We start from the raw sequence: 17,064 nt of genomic DNA, 5'->3' as shown, positions 1-17,064 counted from the left end.
ATTTCAACCGAAGAAAAGTGAGTCAGTCTGCGAAGGTGCGGAAGGCCGTGCCGCAAGAGACAGAGAAGGGAGCAAGTTGAAGTCATGAGAAAAAAAGGACGCCTTTTTTCCTTTTTTGCAATTCTGATTGTTTCAGCAGTTATTTTAGGCCTGGTCACCATGCCCATCATACATAACGTGAAACTCGGGCTTGATCTGAAAGGCGGATTCGAGGTGCTGTACCAGGTCAAACCTCTGAAAGCCGGGCAGAAAATTGACGCCAATACGATGAGCAACGCTGTGGCGGCGCTGAACAAGCGAATCAATGTACTCGGCGTCAGCGAGCCGAATATTTCGATTCAGAACGGGAACCGGATTGACGTCCAGCTGCCCGGTGTTAAAGATGAAAAACGGGCGCGGCAGCTGCTGTCGACTACAGCAAACCTGACGTTCCGTGATTATAAGGACCGTCTGATGCTGGACGGGTCCGACCTGCAGCCCGGGAAAGCCAAAGTGGCTTTTGACGAACTGAATCACCCGATGGTCACGCTGCAGCTGAAGAGCGCGAGCAAGTTTGCCAATGTCACCCGGAAGATCCTGAATGAGGCACCGAACAATGTCATGGTCATCTGGATGGACTATCAGAAGGGCGACTCCTTCCAGAAAGAAGCCAATAAGACGAACCACAAGTTCATTTCGGCACCGAGTGTTCAAAGCGTCCTGAACACAAACGATGTTCAGATCACCGGCAATTTTACGATGCAGGAAGCCAATACACTGCGCGATCTGCTGAATTCAGGTTCCCTGCCAGTGAAAATGACTGAGGTATACTCCACTTCGGTCGGGGCACAGTTCGGGCAGAACTCGATGACGGATACACTGTTTGCCGGGGCCATCGGTGTGGCAGCCATTCTTCTGTTCATGCTGCTGTTCTACCGGCTTGGCGGGCTGGTTGCCGATATCACGCTGGCCTATTATATTTTTATCGTTATGGGCGTTTTCGTCGGTCTGCAGGCGGTCCTTACGCTGCCTGGCATTGCGGCGCTGATCCTTGGCATCGGCATGGCGGTCGATGCGAACATAATTACTCTGGAACGAATAAAAGATGAGATCCGCAGCGGCAAGTCGATCCTTTCGGCATTCCGCGCCGGGAGTAAACGGGCATTGCCGACGGTCGTCGATGCCAACCTGACGACGATCATTGCCGCCGGCGTGCTGTTCGCCTTCGGGGTCAGCTCGGTTAAAGGATTCGCCGTTATGCTGCTGATCAGCAACATCGTCACCTTCATCGCATCGGTTTACGGACAGAGGCTCTTCCTCGGGCTGCTCGTCCACAGCGGTGTGCTGAATGACAAACCGGAGCTGTTCGGCGTCAGAAGGAGTGATATCCGTGGTAACTAAGAGTGATATGAATTACAAACATTACAATAAATTTTACAGCCATCTGGATTTCATGAAGTACCGGAACGTGTTCTTTATCTTCTCCAGTGCGCTGATCGTGCTCGGCATTATATCTCTGTTCGTCTTCCGGATGAATCTGGGCATCGATTTTTCCAGCGGGACGCGAGTGGATATCCAGAGCAGCCAGCCGCTGTCCTCTCAGCATGTGACTCAGGCATTTACGGATCTGGGGTACAAACCGGACACAGTTGTTCTGTCAGGTAATAAAAATCATATTGCGACCGTCCGGCTGAACAGGGAACTGAATCAGCAGCAGATCGCACAGCTGAAGAATGATATTCAGACGAAGTACCATGTGAATCCGAATGTTAGCACGGTATCTCCGCAGGTCGGGCGTGATCTGGCACGAAACGGCCTGTTTGCATTGATCATTGCTTCCATATTTATCATCATTTACGTCTGGATCCGGTTTGAGTTCCTGCAGGGACTGACCGCCGTTCTGGCTCTGATTCACGACGCGTTCTTTATCGTGACCGTATTCAGTCTTTTTCATATTGAGGTGAACGTATTGTTCATCTCTGCCGTTCTGACGATTGTCGGCTATTCGATCAACGATACGATTGTTACTTTCGATCGTGTCCGTGAGAATATCAAACTCAGCAGAAAACGGCTGTCGACCCTTCAGGAACTGGGCGATGTGGTCAACGTCAGCATTCGTGAGACGCTGACGCGTTCGATCAATACCGTCCTGACCGTGCTCTTCCCGGTTATTTTCCTGTTGATTTTCGGCAGTGATTCAATCAAAACGTTTACGATTGCACTTCTGGTCGGACTGCTCTGCGGTGTTTATTCATCGATCTGTATTGCTTGTCCGCTCTGGGCTGTCATGAAGGCTCATTACCTGGCAGGAAGGAAAGTCCGGAGAACGGTCAGGACCCAGGGCTGACAACAGGCGTATGGAAAAAAGGAGCGGAAAGTAATGAGAAAACAGTGGAATCTGCTTCTCGGATTAATCTTCATCTTGATTGTTGTTCTGTTGTCGGTGGCTAATGTGGACAGTGTCGCTTTTAATTTTCTGCTCGGCACAGCGAAGCTGCCACTAATCGTCGTGATCATTATCTCTGTTCTGATCGGTGTGATTCTGACCGGTTCATTTACCTATCTGAAAATCTACCGGCAGCAGCACCGGATCCGGCGGCTGGAACGCGAGCTGGAACAGGTGTCGGATCTTCAGCCCGGGCAGGCAGATCACGCATCCGGCGAACAATCGGCAGCAAGGGAAGAAGAAACACGGTCCTCGCGAAGAAGGCATACACGTTTCAGAAAGTGATCGTCCGCCTGCGTGAGAGAGTGACAGATGAAGGAGGCGCAGAGACGGATGCTGGCTTCACAACAGCATTGGATCTTAAAACATGTTAATAAGGAGACCGTGCAGCAGCTGGCGAAAGCGACAGGACTTTCCGAACTGACGGCACAGTTACTGGTTCTGCGCGGGGTGGATAACCCGGAACACGCAGACCTTTTTCTGCATCCGGAAAAAACCGGCTATTATGACCCTCTCCGAATGCTGGGTATGGACAAAACGGTAAAACGGATCAGAAAGGCGATCAGCAGAGGCGATTCCATCCGGATTTTCGGGGATTACGATGCGGACGGCGTCACGGCAACCGCGCTTTTGTATCTGGGCCTTAAGGCGTGCGGTGCAGAAGTATCTGTCTTCATTCCCAATCGGTTCAAAGACGGGTACGGACCAAACCGTCGGGCTGTCGAGAAGGCAGGGGAGGACGGTATTTCCCTGATTATCACCGTGGATTCCGGCATTGCCGCGTATGAGGCGGCAGAAACGGCCGGACAGCTGGGTATGGATTACATCATCACCGATCATCATGAGCCGCCGTCCGTTCTGCCGGAGGCTTATTCGATTGTGAATCCAAAACAGGCGGGTTGCCGTTATCCTTTTAAAGGATTGTCCGGAGCAGGCATTGCCCTGAAACTCGTACAGGCATTCTGTCCTGAGCCCCTGTTCGATGCCGACTGGCCGGCTCTGGCGGCGATCGGCACCATTGCCGATCTTGTTCCGCTCAGAGATGAAAACCGGCTGATTGCTTCAAAGGGACTGGAATTAATGAATCAGGGGTCACTTGCCGGTATTAACGCGCTGATCGAGAGTGCCGGACATCACGGCCCGGTCGACAGTGATACGGTCGGCTTTCAGCTGGCGCCAAGACTCAATGCGGCAGGCCGGTTGAAGGACGCAGAGCCGGCGCTCCGGCTCCTGCTCACAGATGACCGCGAGGAAGCCCGCCTGCTGGCTGATGAGCTGGAGAAGCTGAATCAGAAGCGAAAAGCACTTGTGGATGAGGTGGCGTCTGCTGCGGAACAGCAGGCGGCGGCTTACATTGAGCGCGGCGACCGGGCACTTGTTCTTTCCGGCGAGCACTGGCATCAGGGCGTGATCGGCATCGCCGCTTCACGATTAGTTGAAAAATATGCCCGGCCGGTCATCATTCTGAGTGTCAACGGCGAAACGGGAAAGGCCAAGGGTTCCGGCCGCAGTATTCCAGGCTTTGACCTGTACCATGGTCTGACGGACAGTGCTGCCCATCTGGAACAATTCGGCGGCCACAAGATGGCGGCCGGGCTGTCGCTTTCTGCAGCTGAGATTGATGCGTTCCGGACCGATTTCGTTCATGTTGCCGGCGAACGGATTGATGATGCGGCGATGGTTCCCGAATGTGTGATCGACGGCCGGTGTACGCCGGACGAGATAACCACAGGAGTCATCGACGAGATGGCCCGGCTGGCACCGTTCGGGACGGATAACCCGCACCCGCTTTTCCAGATGGATCCGGTCGCCCTGGATAAGGTCGTTCCGGTCGGCCGGGATCATGCGCATTTAAGAATGATCTTTAAGGGCCGGAAGGTGAATCTTGACGGGATCGGCTTCCGGCTCGGGGAGCTGGCTGCCCAGATTTCAACGGCCGACCGGATCGGCACCGTCGGAGAATTCCAGATTAACGAATGGAACGGATTCCGTAAACCGCAATTTATGATTGAGGATCTGCGCGTGACCGGGCCGCAGGTCTTCGACTGGCGTTCCGGTCAGCAAATCGGCGAAAAACTGTCGGATTTGCCGGACGGCAGCTACTCATTACTGGCTTTTCACGAAGAGCGTGCGGCCAATGTCGGGGCGGAACTGTCGCCAATAATTTTTCATCCGGAGATCCGGATTGCCACACCGTCGCTGATCTTGCTGGATCTTCCGGAAACCAGGGATCAGCTTGCCGGCTTACTCAGAGAAAATCCGGAAATCAGCAGAATCTATGCTGTTTTTGCTCATCGCCGGGATCACTTCTTTAATGCGTTCCCGCCGAGACAGCATTTTGTCTGGTATTACACGCTGATCCGGCGGCAGCGCCGGTTTCAGATCCAACAGATGGCCAGCCGGATCAGTAGATTCAAAGGCTGGTCGGAACGTACGGTTTTTTTTATGACGAAGGTGTTTTTTGAATTGGGTTTTGTTAAAATAGATAAAGGTGTCCTGACTGCGAATCCTGCGCCGGATAAAGCGTTACTGACCGAGTCGGATACATATCGTAAAGAAAAAAATCTGCTGGAGCTTGAAGACTTCTTTTGTTACTCGCCGATTTCAAAACTAAGAGCGTGGTTTGTTGAAACCATGACGGGCGGGAAACAGTCGGACCGGCCGGAGGGGAACATAGATGGAGTACGCGAAATACATTAAATCAATACCTGATTTTCCGGAAAAAGGAATTAATTTCAGAGATATCACATCACTTCTTCAGGAGGGTCCTGTGTATCGTGCGGCGATTGATGAGCTCGCGGCGTTTGCCAGGGAACGCGGTGCAGAAGTCGTGGTTGGTCCTGAAGCCCGCGGCTTTGTCATCGGCGGGCCTGTTGCCTACGCGCTCGGTCTCGGCTTTGTCCCGGTCCGCAAGCCGGGGAAATTGCCGCGTGCAGTAGAGACAGTCACTTTTGAGAAAGAATATGGTAAGGATGAACTGTGTCTGCACAAAGATGCGATTAAACCCGGACAGCGTGTGTTTGTAACCGATGATCTGCTGGCAACCGGCGGGACGATTGATGCGACGATCAAACTGGTCAGAAACCTTGGCGGCGTCATTGCCGGTGTCGGTTTTCTCATTGATCTGGCCGCACTGAACGGCAAGAAATATTTGAAAGACTATGATGTGCTGTCATTGATTCATTACTGAATGATTTTGTGAGGAGTGCCTGCGTGCAGGCACTCTTTTTCACACTTTTTCCCGATTTGACCTTCAGGAAAATGAAAAACTTTACAATAACTATGGAATTCCGGATAATGATCAGTAACAGATGATCGAAAAATCAGTGTTTTACAGGTGATGATACCAATGACGATGGATGAACTGATTGCAAAAGCATCCACCTATCTCGATGAAAAAGATATAGAGCTGATTAAAAAGGCTTATGAATATGCGAAAAAAGCGCATGCCGGACAGCTGCGCAAATCGGGCGAACCGTATATCACGCATCCGGTAGAAGTGGCCGGGATTCTGGTCAATCTGAAGATGGACGTGACGACGATTATGAGCGGATTCCTACACGACGTCGTCGAGGATACACCGGTAACGCTCGATGATGTCCGGAATGAATTCGGCGATAACGTCGCGATGCTCGTAGACGGGGTTACGAAACTGCGGCATTTCGAATATTCGTCGAAAGAAGACCAGCAGGCGGAAAATCACCGAAAAATGTTCGTCGCCATGGCCCGCGATCTGCGCTGCGTGATTGTCAAACTGGCCGACCGGTTGCACAATATGCGTACGCTGAAATATATGACCAAAGAGAAACAGATCCAGAAAGCCAATGAAACGATGGAAATCTTTGCGCCGCTCGCCAACCGACTTGGTATTTCGGCGATTAAATGGGAACTTGAAGACATCTCGCTGCGATATCTCAATCCGCAGCAGTACTATAAAATTGTCAATCTGATGAAGCAAAAGCGTGAAGAACGCGAAGCCTACATTGCTCAGGTCGTCGAAGATCTGAAGAAATATGTCAAGTCCGTGCACATTAAAGCGGAAATCTCCGGTCGGCCGAAACATATCTACAGTATCTATCGCAAAATGGTGAATCAGCATAAACAGTTTAATGAGATCTACGATCTGTTCGCCGTGCGGATCATCGTGGAAAGCATCAAGGACTGCTATGCCATCCTCGGGATTATCCATACGCACTGGAAGCCGATGCCCGGCCGTTTCAAAGATTATATTGCCATGCCGAAAGCGAATATGTATCAGTCGCTGCACACGACCGTGATCGGGCCGAAGGGAGATCCTCTGGAAGTCCAGGTCAGGACGGAAGAAATGCATGACGTGGCGGAATACGGCATCGCCGCCCACTGGGCCTATAAAGAGGGTAAAACGAAAAATATCAATAACAAATTTGAGGATAAGCTGACGTGGTTCCGTGAAATTCTCGAGTATCAGAAAGAAACCGATGATGCCCGGGAATTCATGGAGTCGCTGAAAATGGATCTGTTCTCCGATACGGTGTTTGTGTTCACACCTAAAGGCGATGTGATCGAGCTGCCGGTCGGATCGGTGCCGATTGATTTTGCCTACCGCATCCACACTGAAATCGGCAATAAGACGGTTGGTGCCCGCGTCAACGGTAAGATGGTCCCGCTCGATTATAAACTGAAGACCGGCGATATTGTTGAAGTTGTCACGTCGAAACATTCCTACGGGCCAAGCCGAGACTGGCTGAAAATCGCCAAGAGTTCGGCGGTCAAGAACAAAATCAGGCAGTGGTTTAAGCGCCAGGAACGCCAGGAGAACGTCGCCAAGGGCCGCGAGATGATTGAGAAGGAACTGCGTAATCAGGGCGCCAGTCTTAAGGACAATCTGACCGACGAGAAAATTGTTGCAGTGGTGAAAAAGTATAACTTTTCCCATGAAAATGAGCTGTTTGCTGCGGTTGGCTATAACGGGATACCGGCCCGTCAGGTCGTTAACCGTCTGACTGAGGACGACAGTGCGCAGAAGGACCAGGAACAGCAGCAGGATACCGGCGCCCCGACGCAGGAACTGAAGCCGATGCCGAGCCGTCGCAAGACATCGCTGGGCATTCAGGTCAAGGGTGTCGACAACTTGCTGGTCCGTCTGGCACGCTGCTGCAACCCGGTGCCGGGTGATCAGATTGTCGGCTACGTCACACGCGGACGGGGAGTGACCGTTCACCGCAAGGACTGTCCGAATATCCAAAATGAAGAGAAGCAGCGGCTGATGGAAGTCGAATGGGAGAACAATGAATCGAAGGCCAAAGAATACAACGTCGACATTGAAATCCAGGCGTACGACCGGAGCGGACTGCTCAATGACGTGCTGAAATGCGTGGCCGACACGCACACGCCGATTAACGGCATCAACGGCCGGACCGATAAGAACAAAGTGGCATCGATCAGCATGACGATTGCGATTACGAATATCGACCATCTGCATCGGGTCGTCGACCGGATCAAGCGGATTCCGGATATCTATTCGGTCCGCCGTGTCATGCAATAACCGTCAGGGGTGAAGGATTTATGAGAGTTGTACTGCAGCGGGTCAGGCAAGCCGCCGTCACGATTCACGATGAAGTTGTCGGCCGGATTAACGGCGGACTGCTCCTGCTCGTGGGCATCCGGACGGGTGATACAGAAGCAGACGTCGCTTACGTCGCCGACAAGGTGGCTGTGCTGCGTATTTTTGAGGATGAAAACGGGAAAATGAACCGTTCGATTCAGGACGCCGGCGGAGCCATTCTGTCTGTTTCCCAGTTTACGCTCTATGGGGATGTGGCGCATGGCCGGCGGCCGAGTTTCATCACCGCCGCCCGTCCGGAAACAGCCGAACCGCTCTATGAAGCATTCAATGAACGGCTCAGAGCCGCCGGGCTTGAAGTCGCTACCGGCCGGTTCGGGGCGGATATGCAGGTATCGCTGGTCAATGACGGACCGGTGACGCTGATTATCGAAAGCAAGGGCGAAGCAGAGCTACGCTGATCCCGGATTCGGCACCCAATAAGACTTGACATTTTCTGTGAATCATGTACGATAGAAAGACAAACCTATGAAGGAGAAAAACTGCAGTCTTGCCGCAAACGAAAGAGAGGACTGTCGTCGGCTGAGAGCATGTCCGCACCGGCTTCTGCAGGAAGACACTCCTGAGGCGTTTTTCTGAAATTAGTATTGAGACTAGGAAAAAACGTCAGCCGGGCGTTAACCGGTCTATGAGGAAGCTTCAGCAGAAGTTTCGAATCAAGGGTGGCACCACGAAGCAGATTCGTCCCTTGTCCGTCGGATTTATTTATCCGCGGACAGGGGATTTTTATTTTGGCTGATGTCCCGGACCGGCTGCCGGTTTCATTGTACGAAAGCGGCGGGCAGCCCGGATAAAACCATTTATTCAGATTACAGAGAGCATCAGAAGGAGGAAACAGTTTTGTTTATTCAGATCCCGAGAGGTACGTACGACGTGCTTCCTGATCAATCACCAGTCTGGCAGAAGATCGAAGAAACCGCCAGAGCAGTCTGCGATCTGTTTAATTATAAAGAGATCCGCACACCATTATTTGAATCAACCGATCTTTTTCAGCGTGGTGTCGGTGATACGACCGATATCGTGCAGAAAGAAATGTATAACTTCAAGGACCGGGGTGACCGGAATCTGACCCTGAGGCCGGAAGGAACGGCCTCCGTTGTCCGGTCGTTTGTCGAACATAAATTATACGGTCTTCCGGATCAGCCGACCAAACTGTATTACATCGGTCCGATGTTCCGCTACGAGCGGCCGCAGTCCGGACGGACACGCCAGTTTACCCAGTTCGGGGTAGAAGCACTCGGCTCCGCCGATCCGTCGATTGACGCCGAAGTGATCGCCCTGGCGCTGACATTTTATCAGCGGCTCGGTTTGAAACATCTTAAACTCGTTCTGAACAGTCTCGGCGATCCGGAAACCCGGGCAGCGCACCGCAAAGCGCTGATCGCCCACTTTAAGCCTTCGATCGGCGAGTTCTGCGAAGATTGCCAGCGGCGGCTCGAGAAAAATCCGCTGCGCATTCTTGACTGCAAGAAGGACCATGATCATCCGCTGATGGCGACCGCCCCGTCGATCATCGATTATCTGACGGATTCGGCGGCGGCCTATTTTGAAAACGTGAAGGCGATGCTTGATGAGATGGGGATCACCTATGAACTGGATCCCACTCTTGTCCGCGGCCTTGACTATTACAACCACACCACTTTTGAAATCATGGGTTCGAGTAAGGGCGCGATCAGCACACTGGCCGGCGGCGGCCGCTATAACGGGCTGGTCAGCGAACTCGGCGGTCCGGAAACGGCCGGTGTCGGCTTCGCACTGAGTATTGAACGGCTGCTGCTGGCGCTCGATGTTGAAGACATTTCACTTGTCGGCCCGGCTTCGCTCGATTGTTATCTGGCGGCGATCGGCGGGCACGCTGAGGCAAAGGTGCCCGCACTGCTTAATGAACTGAGAAAAGCCGGGCTGCGCGCCGATAAGGATTATATGGACCGCAAAGTCAAGGCTCAGTTTCGTCAGGCCGACCGCGAGCATGCCAAATTTGTTGTCGTCATTGGCGACGACGAGTTGGCGCATCAGGAAGCATCGGTCAAGAAAATGGCTGACGGCTCGCAGGAAACGGTTTCCTTTTCAAAATTGCCGGATTATATAAAATCAAAATTAACTGATTAATGAGGTGAATCAGATATCATGTATCGTAATGCGAATTGCGGCGAACTGACGGCCGAACTGGCCGGGAAAACCGTTACGCTGGCCGGTTGGGTTCAGAAACGCAGAGATCTGGGCGGCGTCATTTTCATCGATTTGCGGGATCGTTCCGGATTTGTGCAGATTGTGTTTAATCCGAAAGTGTCCCAGGACGCCTGGAACAAGGCGGACAAAGTACGGAGCGAATACTGTCTGTCTGTAACCGGGGTTGTCTCCAAACGTGATCCGGAAGCAATCAATCCGAAGATCAAGACCGGCGATATCGAAGTCATGATCAGCGATATCAAGGTACTGAACAAGTCGAAGACACCGCCGTTTCCGATTGAAGACGGTATTGAAGCGTCTGAGGACGTCCGGCTTAAATATCGTTATCTTGACCTGAGACGGCCGGAAATGCTGAAAAACTTTATCCTCCGTAACAAGGTCAAACATACGCTGCGTCAATTTTTAGACGACCGCGGTTTTCTTGATATCGAAACGCCGATCCTGACGAAGAGTACTCCGGAAGGCGCCCGTGACTATCTGGTGCCGTCCCGTGTCCACCCGGGCGAATTCTATGCGCTGCCGCAGTCGCCGCAGCTGTTCAAACAGCTGCTGATGGCTTCGGGCATGGAGAAATATTATCAGATTGCCCGCTGCTTCCGTGATGAGGACCTGCGTGCCGACCGCCAGCCTGAATTCACCCAGGTCGACATTGAAATGAGTTTCTTCGAACTGAAGCCGTTTCAGGACATGATCGAAGCGATGCTCGTCGATCTGATGAAGAAGGTCAAGGGGATCGATATTCCGCGGCCATTCAAACGACTGAGCTATGCCGAAGCAATGGATCAGTACGGCAGCGACAAACCGGATACCCGTTTCGGGATGAAACTGATCGATATCACCGACATCGCCGCTGACAGTACGCTGCGTGTGTTCAAGGAAGTTCAGGAAAAAGGCGGACAGGTCAAAGCGATCAATGCCAAGGGACAGGCACCGCATTTCTCCCGGAAACAGGTTGATGAAGACTTGCGCCACGTCGTTTCGCCGTATGGCGCCAAGGGTCTCGCCTGGCTGAAAGTTGAAGAGGGCGGCATGAAGGGACCGATTGCCAAATTCTTTGACGAGGCACTCACAAAGCGAATCATGGACCGGACGAATGCTGAAACCGGCGACCTGCTGCTGTTCGTTGCCGATAAGAAGAAAATCGTTGCTGACAGTCTCGGTGCGCTGCGCCTCCATCTCGGCAAACTGCTCGGACTGATCGATGAGTCGGCATTCAATTTCCTCTGGGTGACTCAGTTCCCGCTGCTTTCTTACAGCGAAGAGGAGCATCGCTATGTGGCGGAGCACCATCCGTTCACGATGCCGGTACTTGAAGATCTCGACCGGATTGAAACCGATCCCGGCAGTGTACGGGCTCAGTCTTATGATATGGTGCTGAACGGTTTTGAACTGGGGAGCGGGTCCGAACGTATCTGCAATCACGAGATGCAGGAAAAAATGTTCAAGGTGCTGGGCTTTACGAAAGAACGCGCGGAGAAGCAGTTCGGCTTCCTGATGCAGGCGTTTGAGTACGGCACACCGCCGCATGGCGGCATGGCGCTTGGCATCGACCGGATTGTCATGCTGCTCGCCGGTGCGTCGAGCATCCGGGATACGATCGCCTTCCCGAAAACCGCCAGCGCGACCGACCTGCTGACCCATGCGCCGAGCGCAGTCAGCGACCAGCAGCTGGCCGAGCTCCATCTGGACGTTGCTACGCTGCTGAAGTAATCAGACGCCGGAACGGTAAAATGCGGCGCTTGATAAGCGTTTACAGCTGTGGTATCATAAAACCATGAAATAAATGAATCCGTCCTGGAGTGTTAGTCGAACGTCGATATGTTTTGACCGAACATTTATTTGAAATGGGAGTCCGTTGTTTTCACTCGTCACGCATGCCCGCACAAGGGACCCGTAAACTGTGAAACAGGGCACCCACCTGCTCACGAGCGGGTTTCAAAGCTGCGGCTTCACAACGGCACGTTCGGGACATTCATTATTATTTATTTAACAATAAAAGCCGGAACCAAGAGAAAATCCTGGTTCCGGCTTTTCATTTTTTTATTATATGAGAAAAATATGCTCCCGGACGACTTAGCAGCCGGGAACATAGGCCTGATTTGATCATAAAATATAGTTTGGCATGATTTTCATCCGCATCGCCGGATTAGGCCGGACTATTAAAGATTTATTTCTTTGCAGAATAGAGCGTCATCGTCAGTGTTGCTGTATATTGCGGCTGATCCGGCACGGCGGAGGAAGAATCGGAAGTACCGGATGAATCCGTGCCGGAGCTGGATAAACTGCCTGAAGATCCGGATGTGTCCGAACTTCCCTGCTGCAGAGTGGACGAGTCTGAAGACGCAGCTGATTGGGTATCCGGATTCTGCTGCCAGTTCAGCTGGTCGATGGTCAGCAGCCGCTTCCGTGATTCCAGATAGCCGATGTAGGTCAGTAGAGGCAGTTCACGGTCCGCATTTAATGTGAGCGTATAAGTGTTTGCCGTCAGCAAGTTTTGCAAGGCTCGTTCCGTTTTACGTGACGATTTTTTTGCTTTATTGTTTCCGGTGTTTGAAGACGTGTCCGATGATTGCTGCACCTTTTCAATAGAGGCCACAGTAACACCAAGATCACCTGCTTCTTCCTGAATGGATGTAAAGAACTTTTCAATATCCGGATGGAGAGGAAGAATCGATCGATTGACTTTCCGGCCGAGTGCTTCCTCTCTCTGAATTTGCTTTTTGCGTGCCTCCAGGTCCTTCTTGTTCTGGAGGATCGCTTTCTGGTTTGACACCACCGTTTGTTTGTACATCCGGATCGTTGACTGGGTATAAGCAATATTCTGCTCAACCGGCAGGATTTTCAACAGGTAGAACAGGGTGAATCCGACGCAGATGACGGTCGCACCGATCAGACTGCAGATAAATGTTTTGTTCATGATCATTGACCCTTTTTCTGATTGATTGGCACTGAAAAATTCGTATTCATCGTCAGGGTGATTTGATAACCGCCTGAAGAAGAGGTTGTCGTCGGGACCGGCTTTTCTGCCTGGGTCAGGACGACGGATGTAAATCCCCTTTTTCTCAGACTGGAGACAAAGGGATCAATCTCCGCAAAACGGTTCAGTTGGCACTGCAAGGTCATTTTTCCGTTACTTTGATAATTGATACTGGTAACGGAGCCGCCGGCGGGAAGCAGCCGGCGTATTTCTGCCCAGGATGCGAAGACGGAATTTCGTTCGGTCAGGATCATCTGTACTGCGTCGGCCGGCGTCGGTTTGGTGCTGAGCTTCGGCTGACTGAGATCCAATTTTTTTGTTGCCTTCGCTTTCCAGACGGCTTGTTCCTTCTGCAGACTGTTCTGTTCACTGTTCAGATGCCAGCCATAGATAATCAGTGCAAGAAAGAGGAGCAGACAGAGGCCGCCGATGATCGAGAGCGTCCAGACCAGTTTCCGCGACACTTTCTGTTCATAGGGGAGCAGATTGATATCGATCATTCAGCAGCCCCCTTCATGGCCATGCCGATGGCCGGGATAAAAGCCGGATCGAGGTCCTCCGGGCCGTTCGTCCGCTCGGGATCGATGACGATCAGTTTTACCGGAACAGATTGGAATTGCTGGAGTGCCTTTTTGAATTTTTCAGCAGTGTTTATCGTTCCCAGCAGCTGGATTTCCGAGACGGCCTGGCTGCCCTTTTGCAGATTGTACTGATAAAAATTCAGCATCCGGTCAGTTTCGGTCGCCGCATGGCGCAGCAGTTCATGGTCCGGAAGCATGCTCTCGGAATCCTTAAGGCTGATCTGACGGATGAACAGGGGCGTGTCCTCGTGAAAGACAGCGACATTCAGAACATCTTTTTCAAGCTGAGCATACATCCGGTTTTCTGCAGGCTTCCCAGGGGTGAAGTGCTGTACCCAGCGATCCACCCCGAGGGCACTGAATTCGGCACTGACCGGTTCCAGACCGGCGGCTCGCAGTACTTTCTGATAACGCCGGACGGTCATTTCCGGTGCAGCGAACAGCAGGACGTGTGTTCCGGTGGCGCTGCGGTCCAGCACATGAAAGTCGAAGACGGCACGCTCGAACGGCAGCTGAATCTTGTGACCGATCTCAATGAAAAAATAGTTCTGCAGTTCGGCGTCGGACAGGATGCCCGGCAGATCAAACTGCCGGAGGACGAGCTGCGAATCGGGAACAGCGAAAAAAGTCCGTTTGTGCCGGACTTTCAAGGTATGCACCATATTTTTGAGCACGTCGGTGAATGCCTGCTCATCCTTGATCCTGCCGCTGGCCACAATACCCGGCTGCAGCCGCTCCTTCCAGCACTGGAGGCGGGAAAGATCATCCACGCTGCCCCTGAAACGTACCATGCGGACGGCATAGTCGGAGAAGGTCAGACCAACGCTGACAGGACTTTGGAACAGGTGTATTTCTTTATTCAGCAAAAGACATCATTCCCGAAATTAATATAGAAGGCTCAAGTAAAACGAAATCATCTGCTCGCCGAAGAAATACGCGGTCAGAACGCCGAGCATAATAAACGGAGCAAACGGGATCGGCTGGCGCCGTTTGACCAGACCGAGCATCATCGCGATGATGCCGAAGAACGCCCCGAAGAACGCCGACAGCATGAAGCCGAGCAGGACGATCTTCGTTCCGGTAAACAGGCCGATCAGGGCGAAGAGCTTCACGTCACCGCCGCCCATCCCGCCGCGGCTGATCAGGGCGATCGCCGCCAGCAGAAGAAAACCGGACGCCGCGCCGAGCAGCGAATCCCACCACGGCTGCAAGGGCACAATCACTCTGAACAGGATAAAAATGGGCAGAAACCAGAGCAGCACTTTATCCGGGATGATCATTTTTGCCAGATCGCTGACAAGGACAATGATCAGCAGCGAGATGAGCAGCCAGCCGGCAAGCATTGCTCCGACGGATGTTGCCCTAAGGAAGCTGAATAAAAACAGCAGTCCCGTGGTCAACTCGATGATCGGATAGACCGGTGAAATCTTTGACCCGCATGTCCGGCATTTACCCTTTAAAAAAATATAGGAGAAGACCGGAACAAGATCGCGAATAGTCAAACGCCGCCCGCACGACGGACAGTGCGAAGGCGGCGTGATAATCGACTGACCTTCAGGAACCCGAAGGCCAACAACATTGTAGAAAGAACCTAATATAAACCCTAAAATTAGGAAATAAATGGAAAATATAGTATGCATGGCAACTATCTATTCGATTTATTCACAAGATCTTGTTCAGTAGCGGGATTATTTATGCCTGATATTGAATTAGCCTTATGTCCTGATATGGAATATACTCCATTTGATGACGTAACTTTTATATTTGAACTAGTATCAGATGTATGCCCGATATATTTAGAAAGGTCACTTAATGAGAGTCCTCCATCTTTACCTGATCCATTTTCAACACCATTTTCAGCATCATATAGTTTTGCAGCATGAATAATGTTAAGTGCATCTTGTATGTTTGCTTGTTCTCTTTGTGAGGAAAGAACATTAGTAATTATAGGGACAGCTATTGCAGCAATTATTGCTAATATAACGATGACTGCGAGCAATTCAACCAAGGTAAAACCCTTCTTATTATTTCGAGAATTTCTCTGAAGCTTTTTAAGCATTCAATCTCCTCCAATTAGTTAAAGTTTTGATAAAGTTGAAACATTGGTATAACGATAGATAGTACAATTAAACCCACAACAACTGCTAGAAAAAGAATAGTGGCAGGTTCAATTAATGCTTTTAGTCGTTCATTCGCCTGCGCGACATCGTTCTCAAAATAACCGGCGACGTGATTCAGCATCTGATCGAGCATACCGGTTTTTTCGCCGATCGCCGTCATATGATAGACAATCGATGGAAAAATCTTTTCCCGACTGAACGCTTCAGACAATGGCGTGCCGAAATCAAGAGCTTCGGCAACATTATGTATCGCCCGGCGGATGGCCAGATTAGAGGTTATCTTTTCCACCGACTGAAGCGCGTCGATCACCGGTACGGAACTCGAGATGAGCAGAGCGAACATCCAGAGCAGTCGTGAAAGTTCACTTTTATAGACCAAAGGTCCTATTAAAGGCAACCTGATTATAGCATAATCGATCCTCAGTTTACTAGATTTATTTTTTAAGGAAACAATCACCAGAACAACAGCGGCCAGTATCAAAAGGATCAGCACCGGCCAGCAGGCACGGACCCAGTCGCTGGCGGCGAGCGTTGCCCGGGTAATCAGCGGAAGTCCGGCGTGAATGCTTGTGAACATCGACCGGAACATCGGAATGATGCTGGTGAGCAGGAAAATGACGACAGCGAGCGACAGGCACAGCACGAAGACCGGGTAGACCATGGCTGTGGTCAACTTCTGCCGGGATTTGTGCAGCCTTTCATAGTAAATTGCCAGATGGTCGAGACTTTCTTCCAGGCGGCCACTGCCTTCACCGGCGCGGATCATGTGGATGATCATCGGGCTGAACACTTTGCCCCGGTTTTCAAAAGCCTGGGAAAGCGTGCGTCCTTCTTTAAGATCGGCGGCCATCTGCTCGATCACGGCGCGAAACGACCGGTTCTTTTCCTCCTGATCGGCCAGAATGTCGAGGGCTTCGGAGACAGTGACGCCGGCTTTGATGATCGTCGCAAATTGTCTGAGAAACACCACCTTGTCGGCAAGTTTGATCGACGAACCGAGCGACAGCGGCTTATTCCAGAGGGTCTCAGTATGCTCGTGAACCGAGCGGATGGCCAGGCCTTTCCGGGCAACCTGAATCAGTGCTTCCTGCCGGTTTTCCGCCGTCAGCCGACCTTTTTTGGCCTTGCCCAGGGTATCCGTTCCGATGTAGTCAAATAGGGGCATTGTC

13 protein-coding genes, 1 other RNA gene and 1 pseudogene are annotated in these 17,064 nt (G+C 51.7%); 9 read left to right on the top strand and 6 right to left on the bottom strand.

All coding sequences use genetic code 11. From position 1 onward, the window contains the following. Positions 1–84 precede the first annotated feature (84 nt). From secD to ssrS, 9 genes and pseudogenes are all read left to right on the top strand, one after another. Positions 85–2,326: pseudogene (secD, locus tag D889_RS15170) on the top strand (protein translocase subunit SecD). 33 nt (positions 2,327–2,359) lie between these two features. After that, positions 2,360–2,710 (top strand): lipopolysaccharide assembly protein LapA domain-containing protein, encoded by a 351-nt coding sequence (locus tag D889_RS0102765; RefSeq protein ID WP_010630306.1) that lies wholly within the window; start codon positions 2,360–2,362, stop codon positions 2,708–2,710. A gap of 48 nt (positions 2,711–2,758) precedes the next feature. Continuing rightward, the gene (recJ, locus tag D889_RS0102760; RefSeq protein ID WP_010630305.1) at positions 2,759–5,125 is read left to right on the top strand and encodes a single-stranded-DNA-specific exonuclease RecJ; all 2,367 of its coding nucleotides are present in this window, start codon (positions 2,759–2,761) and stop codon (positions 5,123–5,125) included. Next, a complete protein-coding gene (locus tag D889_RS0102755) occupies positions 5,103–5,615 on the top strand; it encodes an adenine phosphoribosyltransferase (RefSeq protein WP_010630304.1) in 513 nt (170 codons plus the stop codon). The genes recJ and D889_RS0102755 overlap by 23 nt, the downstream gene beginning before the upstream one ends. A 159-nt stretch (positions 5,616–5,774) precedes the next feature. Beyond that, a complete protein-coding gene (locus D889_RS0102750; RefSeq protein WP_010630303.1) occupies positions 5,775–7,949 on the top strand; it encodes a RelA/SpoT family protein in 2,175 nt (724 codons plus the stop codon). 20 nt (positions 7,950–7,969) lie between these two features. Continuing rightward, complete coding sequence (gene dtd / locus D889_RS0102745; RefSeq protein ID WP_010630302.1) at positions 7,970–8,428, top strand: D-aminoacyl-tRNA deacylase; 459 nt, start codon at positions 7,970–7,972, stop codon at positions 8,426–8,428. A gap of 439 nt (positions 8,429–8,867) precedes the next feature. After that, positions 8,868–10,136 carry a histidine--tRNA ligase gene (gene hisS / locus D889_RS0102740; RefSeq protein ID WP_026038958.1) on the top strand — a complete coding sequence of 423 codons (1,269 nt, stop codon included), beginning with the start codon at positions 8,868–8,870 and terminating at the stop codon, positions 10,134–10,136. 18 nt (positions 10,137–10,154) lie between these two features. Next, the gene (gene aspS / locus D889_RS0102735; RefSeq protein WP_010630299.1) at positions 10,155–11,927 is read left to right on the top strand and encodes an aspartate--tRNA ligase; all 1,773 of its coding nucleotides are present in this window, start codon (positions 10,155–10,157) and stop codon (positions 11,925–11,927) included. A gap of 78 nt (positions 11,928–12,005) precedes the next feature. Further along, positions 12,006–12,191, top strand: a non-coding RNA gene (gene ssrS, locus D889_RS15340) — 6S RNA. A 193-nt stretch (positions 12,192–12,384) separates the two neighbouring features. Here ssrS and D889_RS0102730 read toward each other — a convergent pair. From D889_RS0102730 to D889_RS0102705, 6 genes are read right to left on the bottom strand one after another with little or no spacing between them, the layout of a single operon-like run. Then, a complete protein-coding gene (locus tag D889_RS0102730) occupies positions 12,385–13,134 on the bottom strand; it encodes a hypothetical protein (protein WP_238537520.1) in 750 nt (249 codons plus the stop codon). A 2-nt stretch (positions 13,135–13,136) separates the two neighbouring features. Beyond that, positions 13,137–13,694 carry a hypothetical protein gene (locus tag D889_RS0102725; protein WP_010630297.1) on the bottom strand — a complete coding sequence of 186 codons (558 nt, stop codon included), beginning with the start codon at positions 13,692–13,694 and terminating at the stop codon, positions 13,137–13,139. Beyond that, complete coding sequence (gene pilM, locus D889_RS0102720) at positions 13,691–14,641, bottom strand: type IV pilus biogenesis protein PilM (RefSeq protein ID WP_010630296.1); 951 nt, start codon at positions 14,639–14,641, stop codon at positions 13,691–13,693. Before pilM ends, D889_RS0102725 begins: the two co-directional genes overlap by 4 nt. 18 nt (positions 14,642–14,659) lie before the next feature. Continuing rightward, positions 14,660–15,415: a prepilin peptidase gene (locus tag D889_RS0102715; protein WP_026038957.1), complete on the bottom strand. Its 756-nt coding sequence runs from the start codon at positions 15,413–15,415 to the stop codon at positions 14,660–14,662. Positions 15,416–15,420: 5 nt separating this feature from the next. After that, the gene (locus D889_RS0102710) at positions 15,421–15,834 is read right to left on the bottom strand and encodes a prepilin-type N-terminal cleavage/methylation domain-containing protein (protein ID WP_010630294.1); all 414 of its coding nucleotides are present in this window, start codon (positions 15,832–15,834) and stop codon (positions 15,421–15,423) included. Positions 15,835–15,848: 14 nt separating this feature from the next. Continuing rightward, positions 15,849–17,060 carry a type II secretion system F family protein gene (locus D889_RS0102705; RefSeq protein WP_010630293.1) on the bottom strand — a complete coding sequence of 404 codons (1,212 nt, stop codon included), beginning with the start codon at positions 17,058–17,060 and terminating at the stop codon, positions 15,849–15,851. Between the last annotated feature and the right edge of the window lie 4 nt (positions 17,061–17,064).

Origin of the sequence: Sporolactobacillus vineae DSM 21990 = SL153 (assembly GCF_000377985.1) — a bacterium.
In the GTDB taxonomy this organism is placed as follows: domain Bacteria; phylum Bacillota; class Bacilli; order Bacillales; family Sporolactobacillaceae; genus Sporolactobacillus; species Sporolactobacillus vineae.
The sequence above is the reverse complement of the archived record's forward strand: the minus strand, read 5'-3'. Positions and strand labels throughout refer to the sequence as shown.